12 protein-coding genes are annotated in these 16136 nt (G+C 68.8%); 4 read left to right on the top strand and 8 right to left on the bottom strand.

The window, feature by feature from the left end:
* Window positions 1–52: 52 nt before the first annotated feature.
* Window positions 53–1693, bottom strand: a complete 1641-nt coding sequence (locus tag BG418_RS07575) for an MDR family MFS transporter (RefSeq protein ID WP_398997926.1) — start codon at window positions 1691–1693, stop codon at window positions 53–55.
* 129 nt (window positions 1694–1822) lie between these two features.
* Between BG418_RS07575 and BG418_RS07570 the strand changes: the two genes are divergently transcribed.
* A complete protein-coding gene (locus BG418_RS07570) occupies window positions 1823–2413 on the top strand; it encodes a TetR/AcrR family transcriptional regulator (protein WP_188272945.1) in 591 nt (196 codons plus the stop codon).
* A gap of 152 nt (window positions 2414–2565) precedes the next feature.
* Here the strand turns inward: BG418_RS07570 and BG418_RS07565 are convergent, their stop codons facing one another.
* Complete coding sequence (locus BG418_RS07565) at window positions 2566–3207, bottom strand: M23 family metallopeptidase (RefSeq protein ID WP_188272944.1); 642 nt, start codon at window positions 3205–3207, stop codon at window positions 2566–2568.
* A 318-nt stretch (window positions 3208–3525) separates the two neighbouring features.
* Between BG418_RS07565 and BG418_RS07560 the strand changes: the two genes are divergently transcribed.
* Together BG418_RS07560 and BG418_RS07555 are read left to right on the top strand one after the other, a co-directional pair.
* The gene (locus BG418_RS07560; protein WP_188272943.1) at window positions 3526–6726 is read left to right on the top strand and encodes an NACHT domain-containing NTPase; all 3201 of its coding nucleotides are present in this window, start codon (window positions 3526–3528) and stop codon (window positions 6724–6726) included.
* Between the two features lie 18 nt (window positions 6727–6744).
* The gene (locus BG418_RS07555; protein ID WP_223184488.1) at window positions 6745–9897 is read left to right on the top strand and encodes a serine protease; all 3153 of its coding nucleotides are present in this window, start codon (window positions 6745–6747) and stop codon (window positions 9895–9897) included.
* 104 nt (window positions 9898–10001) lie between these two features.
* Here the strand turns inward: BG418_RS07555 and BG418_RS07550 are convergent, their stop codons facing one another.
* On the bottom strand, window positions 10002–12527 hold the full coding sequence (locus tag BG418_RS07550; RefSeq protein WP_101389435.1) for an ATP-dependent Clp protease ATP-binding subunit: 2526 nt from the start codon (window positions 12525–12527) through the stop codon (window positions 10002–10004).
* Between the two features lie 450 nt (window positions 12528–12977).
* Here BG418_RS07550 and BG418_RS07545 point away from each other — a divergent pair, with 450 nt between their 5' ends.
* Window positions 12978–13643 (top strand): SCO3374 family protein, encoded by a 666-nt coding sequence (locus BG418_RS07545; protein WP_223184487.1) that lies wholly within the window; start codon window positions 12978–12980, stop codon window positions 13641–13643.
* Here BG418_RS07545 and BG418_RS07540 read toward each other — a convergent pair.
* From BG418_RS07540 to BG418_RS07520, 5 genes are all read right to left on the bottom strand, one after another.
* Window positions 13622–13960 (bottom strand): Lsr2 family protein, encoded by a 339-nt coding sequence (locus BG418_RS07540; RefSeq protein WP_188272942.1) that lies wholly within the window; start codon window positions 13958–13960, stop codon window positions 13622–13624. The genes BG418_RS07545 and BG418_RS07540 overlap by 22 nt on opposite strands.
* Before the next feature lie 154 nt (window positions 13961–14114).
* The gene (locus tag BG418_RS07535; protein ID WP_188272941.1) at window positions 14115–14636 is read right to left on the bottom strand and encodes an amino-acid N-acetyltransferase; all 522 of its coding nucleotides are present in this window, start codon (window positions 14634–14636) and stop codon (window positions 14115–14117) included.
* Window positions 14637–14645: 9 nt separating this feature from the next.
* Entirely contained in the window at window positions 14646–15080 is a 435-nt protein-coding gene (locus BG418_RS07530) for a BlaI/MecI/CopY family transcriptional regulator (RefSeq protein ID WP_317453547.1), read from the bottom strand.
* Window positions 15081–15261: 181 nt separating this feature from the next.
* The gene (locus tag BG418_RS07525) at window positions 15262–15441 is read right to left on the bottom strand and encodes a hypothetical protein (protein ID WP_188272940.1); all 180 of its coding nucleotides are present in this window, start codon (window positions 15439–15441) and stop codon (window positions 15262–15264) included.
* 14 nt (window positions 15442–15455) lie between these two features.
* Window positions 15456–16031, bottom strand: a complete 576-nt coding sequence (locus BG418_RS07520; RefSeq protein WP_188272980.1) for a hypothetical protein — start codon at window positions 16029–16031, stop codon at window positions 15456–15458.
* Window positions 16032–16136: the final 105 nt, after the last annotated feature.

Here is a 16136-nt window from a genome sequence, read left to right as displayed (position 1 = left end):
AGGCCCCCGGAGGACAGGTTCCGGGGGCCTTCGGGCTGGTCAGGGCGTGGGGTCAGACCTTCTGGCGTACGTCCGTACGGTCCACGGACTCGACCGCGTCAGCCGGGGCCGACTCAGGAGCCGCAGGCACCGCGTCCGGCACCGTGGCCGCAGCCGCGTCCGGCGCGTCGCCAGACGGCTTCGGCCCCGCCCCCCGCAACGGCACTTCCTTCACGAACAGCGCCGCACCCAGCGCGCCGAGCGCGACCACCGCACCCAGCAGGAACGCCCCGTGCGTACCGGACGACACCGCGTGCTGGTACGCCTCCCGCAGCTGCGGCGGCAGCTTCGCCAGGCTCGCCGCGTTCAGCTGGGCGGACCGCTCGGTCACCCCGGCGCCACCGCGCGCCATCATCTCGTCCTGCACCCGGCTGTTGAACAGCGCGCCCATGATGGCGACACCGAACGACGAGCCGAGCGTACGGGCGAGCGTGCTGGTCGAGGAGCCGACGCCGATGTCCCGCAGCTCCACACTGTTCTGCGCCACCAGCATGGTGATCTGGAGCAGGCAGCCCATGCCCGCACCCAGGATCGCCATGTACAGGCCGGACGTCAGCCGGGTCGTGCCGGTGCCCATCGTCGACAGCAGGTACATGCCGACCGCCACCAGAACGCTGCCCACGATCGGGAACGCCTTGTAGCGGCCCGTCGACGTCGTGACGCGGCCCGCGAAGAGCGAGACGACCGTCATCGACAGCAGCATCGGAAGCAGCAGCAGACCGGAGTTGGTCGCCGAAGCGCCCTGCACGGACTGCTGGTACAGCGGCAGGAACAGCACCGCGCCGAACATCACGAACCCGGTGATGAACGCGATCCCCGCCATCAGCGAGAAGTTGCGGCTGCGGAAGATGTGCAGCGGCACGATCGGCTCGGCGGCCTTGGTCTCGACGAAGAAGAACCCGACGAGCGACGCCACGCCGAGCGCGATCAGCTCCATGATCCGGGCCGAGCCCCAGGCGTACTCCGTCCCGCCCCACGTCGTGACCAGCACGATCGCGGTGATCCCGACGGTCAGCAGCACCGTACCGAGGTAGTCGATCTTCGGCTTGGACTTCTTCTTCGGCAGATGCAGTACGGCCGTCACCATCGCGAGCGCGACCACGCCGAGCGGCAGGTTGATGTAGAACGACCAGCGCCAGCCGAGGTGGTCGGTGATGGAGCCGCCGACCAGCGGGCCGCCGATCATGGCGATGCCCATGACACCGGCCATCATGCCCTGGTACTTGCCCCGCTCACGCGGCGGAATCAGCTCACCGATGATCGCCATGACACCGACGATCAGACCGCCGGCACCCAGACCCTGGATCGCCCGGAAGCCGATCAACTGGCCCATGTCCTGGGCCATTCCACTGAGCGCGGAACCGACCAGGAAGACCACGATGGAGCTGAGGAACGCGCCCTTGCGGCCGTACATGTCGCCGAGCTTGCCCCAGATGGGCGTGGAGGCGGCGGTGGCCAGGGTGTACGCGGTGACCACCCATGACAGGTGCGCCATACCGCCGAGATCACCGACGATGGTGGGCATCGCGGTGCCCACGATCATGTTGTCGAGCATCGCGAGGAGCATCGCGATCATCAGGGCCAGCAGGACCACTCGCACACTGCGTTGCTTCGGTCCCGCCGGTGGAGCCACCGGTCCGGCACCGGCCTCCATAGGTATCTGTTCAGCCATGTTTCCCACTCCCCTGCCCGACACTTACTTGCCGCCCGGCTAGTTGCTACTACACTGGGGAAAGTAGACCCCTCACTAGCCGGGCGTCAAGTAAGTTTTCGGGAGAGCTCGATGACCAGTGGAAACCCTCGCCGACGGGTCAACACCCGCCAGCGGATCCAGGACGTGGCCCTGGAGCTCTTCGGCGAGCAGGGGTACGAGAAGACGTCACTGCGGGAGATCGCGGAACGCCTCGACGTCACCAAGGCGGCGCTCTACTACCACTTCAAAACCAAGGAAGACATCCTGGTGAGCGTCTTTCAGGACCTCACCACACCGATGGACGAACTCCTGGAATGGGGCAAGACGCAGCCCCAGACCTTGGATTCCAAGATCGAGCTCCTACGACGTTACAGCGACGCCCTCATCGACGCGGCCCCCCTCTTCCGCTTCATGCAGGAGAACCAGGCGACGGTCCGCGAACTCTCCATCGGCGAGAACTTCAAGGACCGAGTCCTGGCGATGGTGGAGCTGTTGAAGGACCCGGGCGCACCACTGACAGACCAGATCCGCTGCTTCACGGCCCTGTTCTCCATGCACGTGGGCATGCACGCCCTACGGGACTTGGAGGGCGACCCGGAGGAGAAGCGCAAGGCGATCCTGGAGGTCGCGATCGACCTCGTGACGCAGGCGCACAGTGGGGACACCAGCAGCGCCCCTTAAGGGCCGCGGGGACCGTCGCGACCGGCCACGCCCGCCCCGCTTTTAGGGGCGCGGGGAACTGCGCGAGCAACCCAGCACGGTCCGCAGACGACCGAGGGCTTTCAGGGGCGCGGGGAACTGCGCGACAAGCCCCCACCGGCCCGCAGACGAGATCAGACGGTGACACCCTCGTGGCGCAGGAAGCCAACGGGGTCAACGGCGGAGCCGTAATCCGCCGTCGTACGGATCTCGAAGTGCAGATGCGGCCCACTGGAGTTCCCGGTGTTACCGGAGAGCGCGATCACCTGGTCCGTGGACACCGCTTCCCCGACGTGCACATCGACCCGCGAAAGATGCGCGTACTGCGAATACGTCGCATCGGCATGCCGAATCACCACCGCATTGCCGTACGCAGGACCATCACCCCCACCACCAGGCCCGGCCTTCACGACGACACCCGCATGCACGGCCTTCACAGGCGTACCCACCGGCACGGCGAAGTCCTGCCCGGAATGCTGATGCGCCCACATCGACCCACCGCTGCCAAAGGTGGCGCTGAGCGTGTACGAGTCCACGGGGTCGACCCACAACGCCGCCTTCGCGGCAGCCGCCTCCTTCGCCTGCACAGCTGCCTTGGCCTGCGCCGCAGCCTGCGCGGCCACAGTGGCAGCCGGACCGGTCAACCCCGAAGCGCCCGCGTCGGCAGCCACGGCCGCCCCGGCCCCCGCCAACGCCACAACCGCACCCACACCCGCACCCACAACAGCGGCGGACAGCCGGAACACGGACGAGCGAGGACTACGGGGCTGAGACATACGAGGACATACCTCCGAGCAGGAACGGGCATACGGGCATACGGGCATACGGCCGACGTAAAACGAGCCAGAACTTGGTAACCCGAACCCCCACCTCGCCCCAAAACGCCCATCTACTACCGAAAGCCGTATCGATCACCGACGGCACGCGATCCAGCCGGATCCAGGCGCGGACCGCCCGCGAACCGAGGCCTCCGATCGGAGGTAGTAGACGCTCACCCCCCTGTGCGTCTTGTCACCGCACCCCGCCCCCACCAGGGACGTAAGTCCGTCCGTTTCGGGACCAAGGTCCCGCGACCCCCGCTACGCTGACGCGTCGTGGAACCCGGCCTGATAGGCACCAAACTCGCGTCCGCCGTCGTCACCCCGCTGATCCGGAAGCTGTTCGTCAGCGAACCGCCCGGCGCGGGCCTGGTCGACAGACCGCTCCGGATCTCGTCGTACGTCTCGTTCCACGGCGAGAAACGCACGCTCGACGAGGCGGATCTGCGCAAACTGGCGCACAAACTCGTCACGGCGGCCCTGCGCTCCGGCGAACGGCCGATCCCGGCCGACGAGGAGCAGGCGGTAACGGACGCGCTGGCCCGTACACTCCACGCGCTGGGCGACCTGACCCAGAGCGACGCCGAGGCGGTCGGCCTCGGCCCCGCCGTACTCGCCCGGGAGTTACGAAGAGCGGGCGACCACCCCGAGCGCCACCTCTCCGCCGACGCGACCCACTTCTACGAGCGCCTGCTCGACACCACCTGTCTGCACATCCTGAACTTCTTCACCCAGCGCTCGACGTTCGTGGCCTCGACCCTGGTCCACCAGACCCGTCGCCAGTCCGAACTCATCGCGAAAATAGATGAGTTGATCGCGCGAAACCCCAGTCCCGACGCGGCGGACGCCACGTTCGAGCAGCGCTACCTCGCCCATCTCGCCACCAAGCACGGCAAGCTGACGATCTACGGCATCGACCTCACCAACACGCCCCGCAAGTGGCCGCTGGACGCCGCGTATCTGAGCCTGGAGGTGACGGGCCGCGTGGCGGTGCGCTGGCACACGGCCGGCAGCGGGAAGACCGCCCACTACACCTACGCCCCTCCCCAGTTCGCCTTCGAACCCCGCCCCGCCGCCCAGGCCCTCGCCGACCACGAGCGCGTCCTGCTGCGTGGCGAGGCGGGCTCCGGCAAGACCACGCTCATCCAGTGGCTCGCCCTGTCCGCCGCGCGTGAGCACGTCGACCGCCACACCGCCTACCTCCAGGACCGCATCCCCTTCGTCCTCCCCCTGCGCACCCTCACCCGCCACGGCGAACGCCTCCCCGCCCCCAAGGACTTCCTCGCCGCGATCGGCTCTCCGCTCGCGGGCGAGCAGCCGCCCGGCTGGGAGGCCAGGGTGCTCAAGGCACGCCGGGGGATCGTCCTCGTCGACGGCATCGACGAGATCCCGGACGCCGAGCGGGCCGCCACGCGCGCGTGGCTGGGCGATCTCATCGAGGCGTACCCCGGCAACCGCTGGCTGGTGACCTCGCGCCCCTCGGCCGTACGGGACGACTGGCTCGCCGACGAGGAGTTCACCGAGCTGACGCTGTGCGCGATGAGCCCGGCGGACGTCGCGGCCTTCATCCGCCGCTGGCACGACGCGGCCCGTACAGGCGCCGCCGACGACGACGCCGAGCTGACCTCGTACGAGTCCCAGCTCCTCGAAGCCGTCCGCGCCAAGCCCGACCTCGGGCGGCTCGCCACCAACCCGCTGATGTGCGGACTGATCTGCGCGTTGCACCGCGACCGCCGCGGCTTCCTGCCGTACGGCCGCAAGGACCTGTACGACGCGGCGCTCTCCATGCTCCTCATCCGCCGCGACCGCGAACGCGACATGCGCGTGCCCGAGCGCCGCCAGGAGCCGCAGATCCAGCTGCTTCAGCAGCTCGCGTACTGGCTGATCCGCAACGGCCGCACCGAGATGGACCGCTCCCGGGCGGAGTCGGTGATCGCGGATCTGCTGCCGTCCGTACGGGAGTTGGCGGAGCTCGGTGACGCCTCGGCGGTCTTCGAGCACTTCCTGCACCGCAGCGGTCTGCTGCGCGAACCCGCCCCCGGCACCGTCGACTTCATCCACCGCACCTTCCAGGACTACCTGGGCGCCCGCGCGGCCGTCGAGGCGGGCGACTTCGGCCTGCTCGTGGCCCACTCCGCCGACGACCAGTGGGAGGACGTCGTACGGATGGCGGTCGCGCACGCGCGGCCGAGGGAGCGGGTGGAGCTGTTCACCGAGCTGATCAAGTACGGGGACGCAGCGGCCGATCCGAGCGTACGCACCCGGGTCCATCTGCTCGCCGCGACCTGCCTGGAGCACGCGGCCGAGCTGGATCCCGCCGTACGGGCCGAGGTCGAGCGGCGCACGACCGAACTGATCCCGCCCCGCAGCTTCGAGGCCGCGCGGGCGCTCGCGGCGGCCGGACCGCTGATCCTGGGCCTGCTGCCCGGCCCGGAGGGCCTGGACCGCGAGACCGCCGAACTGGTCGTCGTCGCCGCCTCCCATGTGGCGTCGGAACGCGCGATCCCGTTCCTGGCCCGCTTCTGCGGCCATCCGAACACGGTCGTACGGGCCCAACTCGTCTGGGCCTGGGGCAGGTTCGAGACCCGGCAGTACGCGGACGAGGTGATCGCCCGCATCGACCCCGAGGGCGTCTTCTTCACGGTCACCTCCGACGAGCAGCTGGAGGCCCTGCGAGCGCTCGGCACCCGGCCGATGCTGGACGCGCGCGGCGACATCTCGCCGGAGGCGCTGAGCGCGTACGCGGCCGAGGCGTCACTTACGCGGGTGCGGGTGATGGAGAACGTGATGTTGCGGGACCTGTCGTTCCTGGCGGGGCCGCACCCGCTCACGGATCTTCGCGTGGAGGCCTGCCCCGAACTGACGGACCTCACGGGCTTGAGCGACAAACCGCTGGTGGAGGTGCGGCTGGCCGGGATCGGCCACGCGGACTACGGCCCGCTCGCCACGCTCAACCGCGTGCGCAGCCTCTCCCTCGACGGCGCGATGGCCCTGTACCCGGCGGACCTCCCGTCAGGCCGTTCGCTGGAACTGCTCGATGCGAGCGGGGTCATCGCGGACGATCTGCGCGGCCTCGCCGAGGGCCGAACGCGGCTGGCGGGCCTCTACCTCGGCCTGCTGAGCAGCCCGCGCGCCGAGGCGGAGTGGATGGAGCCCGCACGCATGCCGGGCCTGCGGACGTTGCAGGTGACGGGCGAGTCCCTGACTAGGGCCCCTCGGGGGCTGAGCATCCCGTCGGTGTTCCAGCTCTACCTGGTCGACGGTGTCCCGGCCGCCGCCTTCGCCCGGCTCGCCGACATGTTCCCGCGTCTGCATGTGCTGAATGTGGATCTGGAGGAGATGTTCTACGACATACGGCAGCTGACAGTGCCGTCGACACTGCTTCAGGTCCGGTTTCCGGTGGGGACGGCGGCGGCGGAAGTCTTCGGGTTGTCGCAACTTCCGGAGGGTGTGGATGTGTTCGGCATTTCCTCGTAGCTGGCTCGGGAGGCCCGCATGAAAACGTTCCGGGGTGCGGAGCACGTCGTGGCCGTCATGGGAGCCCGGCAGGGTACCGACATTCTGATCAGCCCCGGGCTCGTACTGACGTGTGCGCATCTCCTCGCCAGGCAGTTCGTCGTGCCTTTTGTGAATTTCCCCGGCGTCCCCCGGAAAGTCCAGTGCGAGGTGGCCTGGCGCGACGACGACCTCGACGCCGCGCTTCTCCGCTATCTGAACCCCGGGTCGCTTCCCACGCCGGGCGGGCTGCGCATGGGCGCGCTGGCCACCGACCGGCCGCTGTCCGGCTGCGAGATCATCGGGTACCCGGACGTCCAACGCCAGGACGGACAGACGCTGGACCTCGACCAGTTCGCCGGCACCGTCCTGCCGATATCCGGGCTGCTGCGCAACGTCCTCACCTTCGAGTTCGACCGCCCACCCGCGACCGAGCGGGCCGACGGCACCTCGCCGCTCGCCGGGCTCTCCGGCGCCCCCGTCTTCGCGGGCGCGGGCCTGATAGGCATCGTCAAGGAGGTCCCCCGAGGGCGCGGCCACCGCCGCGTGGAATGTGTGCCCGTACAGACGGTCGTCGAGAACCGGCAGTTCTCCGAGGCGTGCGCCAGGCTGGGCGCGCCCCCGGTGGTGCTGCGTCTGGAGGGCGCCACCGGCAGCCACCCGGAGGACCTCCGCTACGAGCAGGAGTACGCCCAAGCCCTGCGCGCCCAGTACCGCCGCACCAAGATCTTCGGCCTGGACGAGCTCAACAAGCACGACTCCGAATGGGACCTGGACACGGCGTATCTGAGCCTGGAGGCCCAGTCGAAGGAGGCGGGCGCGTCCGGGGTCCCCGAGAGCGGTGCTCCGCAGCGGATCGACGCGCTGCTGGCGTCCCGGCCGCGCGTCCTGCTGCGGGGCGACGCGGGCGCGGGCAAGACGACCCTGGTGTGGTGGCTGGCGGCACACACGGCGGCGGGCACGCTCGGCCCCCAACTGGCCGAGCTGAACGGGCTGGTGCCGTTCGTGGTGCCGCTGCGCACCCTGCGCGGATCGGGCGTCATGTATCCGCTTCCCGACCAACTCCCGTACGCCGCACGTCTGATGATCGACGGCGCGCCGGAGGGCTGGGCCGCCCGGGTCCTGAAGGCGGGCCGGGCACTACTGCTCGTGGACGGGCTCGACGAGGTTCCGCCGGACGCCCGCGAGGAGGCCCATCGCTGGCTCTCCAACCTCCTCGACCGCTACCCGGACAACCGCTGTATCGCGACCGTACGCCCCCTCGCGGTCGAGCCCGGCTGGCTGCGGCGCGACGGGTTCGAGGAGCTGCGGCTGCTGCCGATGCGGGACGAGGACATCCAGGCGTTCGTGACCGCCTGGCACAACGCGGCCCGCCTGGACGGCGACGAGCGCGAACCGCTGGACGAGCTGGAACGCGACCTGGCCCACCAGTTCCGCACCAACGCGACCCTGACCGGCCTCGCCCGTACGCCCCTGCTCTGCGCGGTCATCTGTGCCCTGCACCGACTACGTCAGGGCTTCCTGCCGAAGACACGCTGGGAGCTGTATCAGTCAGCCCTGCGGATGCTCCTCGGGGAACGGGACGAACGCCGCAAGGTCGGCTCGCCGGAACGGATCACCCTCACGGTCGAGGAGTCCACCCAGCTGCTCCAGCGGATCGCGGTGTGGCTTGTACGGGAAGGTCAGGCGGAGTTCTCGGCGGAACAGGCCGTGCTCCAGATTGATCGGGCGCTGCGGGGGATGGACCGCGTACGGGCCCAGGGCGCGGCGCCCGACGTACTGCGGTACCTGCTGAACCGCACGGGCCTGCTCCAGGAACGCACCGACGATGTCTACCAGTTCGCCCATCGCACCTTCCAGGACTTCCTCGCCGCGAAGGAACTGGTCGAGGACGACCACATCAAGGAGCTGGTGCAGCACGCCACGGAGGAGCAGTGGCAGGACGTCATTCTGCTGGCGGCGGGGCATTGTGGGCGGCGGCAACTGGCCGATCTGGTCAATGGGCTGCTGAACGTACGGGTCCGGTCGGACTTCCTGGACAGGGCGCCGGAGGCTCACATCCTGGGGGCGCTGTGTGCCCAGCACGCGGCGTGGCTCGACGAGGAGACCCGTGCGCACGTCTGGCGTCGCATCGATGCGATGCTGCCGCCCGCTGAATTGCAGGACGTCCAAAAGCTCGCCCGCCTCGGCCCGCCTCTGCTCGATCGGCTGCCCGGGCCGCGAGATTTCGGCGAGTACCGCTCAGCCGTGAGGTACACGGCCTTGCTCATCAGCATGATCGGAGGGTACGAGGCCATCCCGTACGCACGAGCCTGGGTCGATACTCCTGAGGCGGCCCAGATCCTCGTCGGCGCCTGGGACAGCTTTCCCACCAGGGAGTACGCGCGCGAAGTACTGGGGCGGATCAACCTGACCACACACGCATTGCACGTGACCTCACGGGAGCAGCTGCTAGAGCTTCACACTCTCACCGACGTCCGGCGGCTTCAGCTCACCGGGTCCTTCACCGCGGAAGAACTGGCCGGACCCCTGCGTGACTTGCGACTGCGCACGCTCACCTTGGGGACCAACAGTGCTGTTCGTGACCTGTCGTTCCTTGGCGATGTCAACGAGGAGCTTCAGGCACTCGGCGTGGTCGACTGCCTCTTGCTCAACGACTTCTCCACGCTTCCCGGCCTCCCCACGCTCACCAGTCTGTACATCCGCGACACCGGCGTCGACCGGCTGGCGGCGATACCGGCGCTCCCCCGCGTGTCCTCGCTGACGTTGGAATCGACCGACGGGGTCGACATGGCGGGCATCGAAGCCTGGCGGGGCTTGTCCTCTCTGCGGGTGGATCACCCTGCCGACCCGTCCGACCTGCTGAACCGAATCGCGGGAATGCCCGGGATCACCGATCTGGATCTGTCCGTCCTCTCCGCCGAGCCGTTCCTCGCGGCGGATCCCTGCCCCGGGGTGCGCAGCCTCGCCCTGCGCCTGAACCCCTTGCACGCGGACTTCGACATCTACGGTCTTGAGCTCCTGCCCCAGCGGTTCCCCTCGCTGACCCGGCTGAGGCTCAATGGCGTGGGCCACCGGCGGCGTGACGCCATCAAGGCACTCCGTCGTCCCCTGCGCGGGGTGGCGATAGTGATCGACGGAAAGGTGACCTGACCAGCCCCCACCCCTACAGAAAGGGGCTGCCCCGGCCCCCGTACACATTCGCGTACGGAATCCGGAGCAGCCCCTTCAAAACGAGCCAGACGAGCCCGGTGAGGCTACGCCTCCTTGCTCAGGTTCGGGCCGGCGCCGCCGGCCGCCTGCTCGATCGGGGGGACGTCGGGCAGCGCCGACTTCTCCTCGCCCCGGAAGGTGAACTTCTTCGCCTCGCCATCGCCCTCGGTGTCGACGACCACGATGTGGCCGGGGCGCAGCTCGCCGAAGAGGATCTTCTCGGAGAGGATGTCCTCGATCTCGCGCTGGATCGTGCGGCGCAGCGGGCGCGCGCCCATGATCGGGTCGTAGCCCTTCTTCGCCAGCAGCGACTTGGCGTCCGCGCTGAGCTCGATGCCCATGTCGCGGTCCTTCAGACGCTCGTCCACCTTGGCGATCATGAGGTCGACGATCTGGATGATGTCTTCCTCGGTGAGCTGGTGGAAGACCACCGTGTCGTCGACACGGTTCAGGAACTCGGGGCGGAAGTGCTGCTTCAGCTCCTCGTTGACCTTGGCCTTCATGCGCTCGTAGCCGGTCTTCACATCGCCCTGGGCGGCGAAGCCCAGGTTGAAGCCCTTGGAGATGTCCCGGGTGCCGAGGTTCGTGGTCATGATGATGACCGTGTTCTTGAAGTCGACGACCCGGCCCTGGGAGTCGGTCAGTCGACCGTCCTCCAGGATCTGGAGCAGGGAATTGAAGATGTCGGGGTGGGCCTTTTCGACCTCGTCGAAGAGGACGACGGAGAACGGCTTCCGGCGGACCTTCTCGGTCAGCTGGCCGCCCTCTTCGTAACCCACGTATCCGGGCGGGGAACCGAAGAGACGGGAAACCGTGTGCTTCTCGCTGAACTCCGACATGTCGAGGGAGATCAGCGCGTCCTCGTCGCCGAAGAGGAATTCGGCGAGCGTCTTGGAGAGCTCGGTCTTACCGACGCCGGACGGGCCGGCGAAGATGAACGAGCCACCGGGGCGCTTCGGGTCCTTCAGACCCGCACGGGTACGACGGATCGCCTGGGAGAGCGCCTTGATGGCGTCCTTCTGGCCGATGACGCGCTTGTGGAGCTCGTCTTCCATACGCAGCAGACGCGAGGACTCCTCCTCGGTCAGCTTGAAGACGGGAATGCCGGTCGCGGTCGCGAGGACCTCGGCGATGAGCTCGCCGTCGACCTCGGCGACGACGTCCATGTCGCCGGCCTTCCACTCCTTCTCGCGCTTGGCCTTCGCCGCCAGCAGCTGCTTCTCCTTGTCGCGGAGAGAGGCCGCCTTCTCGAAGTCCTGGGAGTCGATGGCCGACTCCTTGTCGCGGCGCACGCCCGCGATCTTCTCGTCGAACTCGCGCAGGTCCGGCGGCGCGGTCATCCGGCGGATGCGCATCCGGGAACCGGCCTCGTCGATCAGGTCGATCGCCTTGTCCGGCAGGAAGCGGTCCGAGATGTAGCGGTCGGCCAGCGTCGCGGCCTGGACCAGCGCCTCGTCCGTGATGGACACGCGGTGGTGGGCCTCGTACCGGTCGCGCAGACCCTTGAGGATCTCGATGGTGTGCGGCAGCGACGGCTCGGCGACCTGGATGGGCTGGAAGCGGCGCTCAAGGGCCGCGTCCTTCTCCAGGTGCTTGCGGTACTCGTCGAGCGTGGTGGCGCCGATGGTCTGGAGCTCACCGCGCGCGAGCATCGGCTTCAGGATCGAAGCCGCGTCGATCGCGCCCTCGGCGGCACCCGCACCCACCAGGGTGTGGAGCTCGTCGATGAACAGGATGATGTCGCCGCGGGTGCGGATCTCCTTGAGGACCTTCTTCAGGCGCTCCTCGAAGTCACCGCGGTAGCGGGAACCGGCGACCAGCGCGCCCAGGTCGAGGGTGTAGAGGTGCTTGTCCTTGAGGGTCTCGGGCACCTCGCCCTTGACGATGGCCTGCGCCAGGCCCTCGACGACGGCGGTCTTGCCGACGCCGGGCTCGCCGATGAGCACCGGGTTGTTCTTGGTGCGGCGGGACAGCACCTGCATGACCCGCTCGATCTCCTTCTCGCGCCCGATGACCGGGTCGAGCTTGGACTCACGAGCGGCCTGGGTGAGGTTCCGGCCGAACTGGTCGAGGACCAGGGAGGTCGAGGGGGTGCCCTCGGCCGGGCCGCCGGCGGTGGCGGCCTCCTTGCCCTGGTAGCCGGAGAGCAGCTGGATGACCTGCTGCCGCACCCGGTTGAGATCGGCGCCCAGCTTCACGAGGACCTGGGCGGCGACGCCCTCGCCCTCGCGGATCAGGCCGAGCAGGATGTGCTCGGTGCCGATGTAGTTGTGGCCGAGCTGGAGGGCCTCGCGGAGCGACAGCTCCAGGACCTTCTTGGCACGGGGCGTGAAGGGGATGTGACCGGACGGGGCCTGCTGGCCCTGGCCGATGATCTCCTCCACCTGCTGGCGGACCGCCTCGAGCGAAATCCCGAGGCTCTCCAGGGCCTTAGCGGCGACACCCTCACCCTCATGGATAAGGCCCAGGAGGATGTGCTCGGTGCCGATGTAGTTGTGGTTGAGCATCCGGGCTTCTTCCTGAGCCAGGACGACAACCCGCCGCGCGCGGTCGGTGAACCTCTCGAACATCGTTAATCGCTCCTCAGAGCGGTCGGGCAGTTAGGGGTCGGTCCCCTCCCTGTCCTTCCGCATGCTAGTCCCGTGGGACGGGACAGCTCATTCCAACTGCCGACATCCGACCCGATCACCCCCGCCCAGGCGGGGAAACTTACTGCCGAACAGCCGACAACTGCTCCAACCCGATGGTGCGAGACGATGTTCCCGCAGGCCAGGCAGATACCCCTGTCTCCAGTACGCCGATGGCGAACGCGAGACGGCCCGACGAGCGTGTCGCCCCTCCCCACTAGGAATGTCTTACCCGTAAGCACTGACAGTCCATGCGGCGCGCCCCGCTTCCCTCAGCTAAGGGCGAACACACTTGCGCTGCCGAATGCCCTTGAGCGCCCCCGATGTCGCAACGGAGCGCGATCGTCAGGAAACTCTGCGTAACTCCAGGACGTTTCCGAAGTTGCTCCGGACATGGCCCTCACCGTGCCCTCCCCCGAGCTGTCGGCTCCGCTCGCGCAGGTCCCCCCGCCCCGCGCGCCGCTCGGCCTTCCGCTCGCCCAGTGGTACGAGCGGGAGCTCGGCTGGGCGGTGGCGGCGGGGCCGCCGGTGCGGCTGCTGACGGGGCTGCGCTTCGACGTGCTCGATGTGCCGGCTCCGGCCGGTGCCGCGCTGCTGAGCCGGTACGCGCGTACCGGCCCGGTCGCCCTGATGGGGCGGCGGATGCGGTTCCTGGTGGCCGCGGGCAGCGCGGAGGAGCTGCCGGGGCTGCTCGACTGGCTGGAGTGGGGCGGGGTCGCCCTGGACCTGTCGGCTGTCGGCGCCGACGGCCGGATCACCGCGCCCGTGCCGTCCGGGTGGGACGGCTCGCGGGAGACCGCCGTATGGCTGCGGCCTCCCGAGCCGGGGTGCGAGGTAGAAGCCACCCTTCCGGCTTTCACCGGATTCGCCGGACGCAGGGTCGACGGGGGCGGTGGGGGCACCCCCGACCTCGTCCGGCTGGTGGCCGCGGCGGCCACGGAATGCCACCGCGCCCGGTTGTTCCCCACGAAATCGGTAACCGGCTCCGCACTCGCCCCCGAGAGGGCGGACGCGAAGAGGTCGGGTAACGCGGGAACTCAGCCGTTCGCCTTCTCGTAGGCCTCACGGATATCGGCCGGGACGCGTCCGCGGTCGTTCACGTTGTAGCCCTGCTCCTTGGCCCACTTGCGGATCTGGGCCGTGTCCTGGTTGCCGGACGGCGCGATCACGGCGCGTCCCTTGCCCCGGCCGCTCGCGGCACGGCCGGTACGCCGTCCGCTCTTCGTGTAGGGCTCAAGCAGTTCCCGGAGCTTGTCTGCGTTCGCGGTGGTGAGGTCGATCTCGAAGCTCTTGCCGTCGAGAGCGAACGTCACGGTCTCGTCCGCCTCGCCGCCGTCGAGGTCGTCGACAAGAAGGACCTGAACCTTCTGTGCCACGGGATTTCCTTTCATCGAAAATGCAGTACGCGGAAAGGAAACCGCTTTTGCCTGGAAAACACAAACCCTCGGGACAGGTTCAGGTGCCCGAGCGAGCGGGAAACGTACGCGATTCGGACATAGGGTTCTGTCGGCTTCCCCGGGCTTCCCGCGATCACAGGTGCAGAAGCATCCGGCTGTTGCCCAAGGTGTTCGGCTTCACTCGTTCGAGACCCAGGAACTCGGCGACACCCTCGTCATAGGAGCGCAGCAGCTCGCTGTAGACATCTGTGTCGACCGGAGTCTCGCCGATCTCGGTGAAGCCGTGCTTCGCGAAGAAGTCCACTTCGAAGGTGAGACAGAAAACCCTGCGCACGCCCAGCCAGCGGGCCGTCCCGAGCAGCTTGTCCAGTACGAGATGTCCGACCCCCGCGCCCTTCACCTCGCGGTCGACCGCGAGAGTGCGCACTTCGGCGAGGTCTTCCCACATCACGTGCAGCGCGCCGCAGCCGACCACCCGGGCATCCGAGTCGCGTTCCGCGACCCAGAACTCCTGGATGTCCTCGTAAAGCGTCACGGTCGCTTTGTCGAGCAGGATCCCCGCGCCGACGTACGCGTCGAGAAGGCCGCGGACCGCCGGTACATCGCTGGTCCTGGCCCGGCGGACGGTGACGGCATTTGCAGGGGCATAAGGCATGAGCGGACGCTATCGCCCCGGGACGTCCCCGGTCTCATCGGGCCCGGGCGGGGGCGGGGACTCGGTGTCGGCCGTGCTCTCCATAGGCTGTCCGGCCATCCGTACGGCATCACGCAGAGCTTCCCGCTGCTCCGGCGACATCATGCCGAAGAACGCGACAAGGGCGGCGGCCGGGTTGTCGCTCTGCGACCACGCTTCGTTCATCAGTGCGGCCGCGTAGGCGGCCCGGGTGGAGACGGCGGTATATCGATAGGCCCGCCCGTCGACTTCCCGGCGCACCCAGCCCTTCTGATGGAGATTGTCCATTACCGTCATGACGGTCGTGTAGGCGATGGACCGTTCCTGCTGAAGGTCTTCCAGGACTTCCCGGACGGTGACCGGTCGGTTCCACTGCCAGACGCGCGTCATCACGGCGTCTTCCAGCTCTCCCAATTGGCGAGGCACATCTGCACCATAGTGGGAGATGTCGCGAATGGCTGGTTATTTACGGTGGTGAACAGCAAAAAGAGCGCGCGCCCCGATAAGGGTCGCGCGCTCTTGTCACGCTTACGTGTACGTGTGCGTACCCGCGTATACGGGTACGCACGGCCGGGCGGGCCGCAGGGACCCGACGGCGGTACGGCTCTCAGACCTGGCCGGCGGTCGGCTGCTGCTGGGCCGCCTCGGCACGGGCGATCGCGGCGTCCACGGCCGCGTCCTCCTTGCCCTTGTTGGGGCCGCCCTGGCTCTTGACGATCGTCACGATGAGCCCGATGAAGAAGACGGCCATCACCACGGGGGGAACGAGCGCGGAAACGTAGTCCATGCCGACCAGAGTAGCTACCCGGCCGCGCGGGCCGCCGGTGGGGGCGTGGGCTTGCGGCGTGGCGGGAAGACCTCGCCGGGCGTCGGGATGGGCCGGTCCGGGCGCGGCGCCTTGGGCTGCGGCTCGGCCTTGGGCGTCGGCTTCGGCGCCGGCTTCTGGTCGTCGGCCGCGGCCCGCCCGCCCGGGAAGGCGAGCAGACGGGTGCGGGGCCCGGGGGTCGCGGCCGCGAGGCGGGTCCGCACCGAGTGCTCGGCCAGGCGCCGGCACCGTTCGAGCAGCGCGGCGGCGACCGGATGGGCGCGCAGGCCGCGCAGCGCCATCAGGTCGTCGGGCTGTGGGTCGTAACCGGCCGCCAGGGCGTCCTGGAGCAGCTCCAGATAGCCGCGCGCGGAGCCGGGCAGGGCGGTGCGGTAACGGGCGAGATCGGCCAGCAGAAACGTGCGCAGCCGGCTCGCCTCCCGCGCCGCCTCGTCGACGGAGCCGGCGAGCCGCAGGCAGTCCTGGACGTCCGCGTCCGCGAGGGGGGCAGGGTGGAGGGCGACGGCGAGGGCGCGTCGGAGCACACGCAGCTCGTCTGCGCTGAAGGCCATTCCGCCGCGGGATCCGTAGGGCGTGGGCATGCGGTGACGATACGTCCTAAATGGACAAAATCCGTTTAATGGACGGTGTTCGGCGCGTTGGCCCGGGCGGTGCCG

This window comes from Streptomyces sp. CBMA152 (genome assembly GCF_014596475.1).
Lineage (GTDB): Bacteria > Actinomycetota > Actinomycetes > Streptomycetales > Streptomycetaceae > Streptomyces.
This window is presented reverse-complemented; position numbering and strand designations above follow the sequence as displayed.

Bases quoted from the DNA above. Each gene is read 5' to 3' on its own strand.
- BG418_RS07570 (WP_188272945.1), top strand. From the start codon at position 1,823: ATGACCAGTGGAAACCCTCGCCGACGGGTCAACACCCGCCAGCGGATC.
- BG418_RS07550 (WP_101389435.1), bottom strand. From the start codon at position 12,527: ATGTTCGAGAGGTTCACCGACCGCGCGCGGCGGGTTGTCGTCCTGGCT.
- BG418_RS07520 (WP_188272980.1), bottom strand. From the start codon at position 16,031: ATGGCCTTCAGCGCAGACGAGCTGCGTGTGCTCCGACGCGCCCTCGCC.
- BG418_RS07545 (WP_223184487.1), top strand. From the start codon at position 12,978: ATGGCCCTCACCGTGCCCTCCCCCGAGCTGTCGGCTCCGCTCGCGCAG.
- BG418_RS07525 (WP_188272940.1), bottom strand. From the start codon at position 15,441: ATGGACTACGTTTCCGCGCTCGTTCCCCCCGTGGTGATGGCCGTCTTC.
- BG418_RS07555 (WP_223184488.1), top strand. From the start codon at position 6,745: ATGAAAACGTTCCGGGGTGCGGAGCACGTCGTGGCCGTCATGGGAGCC.
- BG418_RS07575 (WP_398997926.1), bottom strand. From the start codon at position 1,693: ATGGAGGCCGGTGCCGGACCGGTGGCTCCACCGGCGGGACCGAAGCAA.
- BG418_RS07535 (WP_188272941.1), bottom strand. From the start codon at position 14,636: ATGCCTTATGCCCCTGCAAATGCCGTCACCGTCCGCCGGGCCAGGACC.
- BG418_RS07565 (WP_188272944.1), bottom strand. From the start codon at position 3,207: ATGTCTCAGCCCCGTAGTCCTCGCTCGTCCGTGTTCCGGCTGTCCGCC.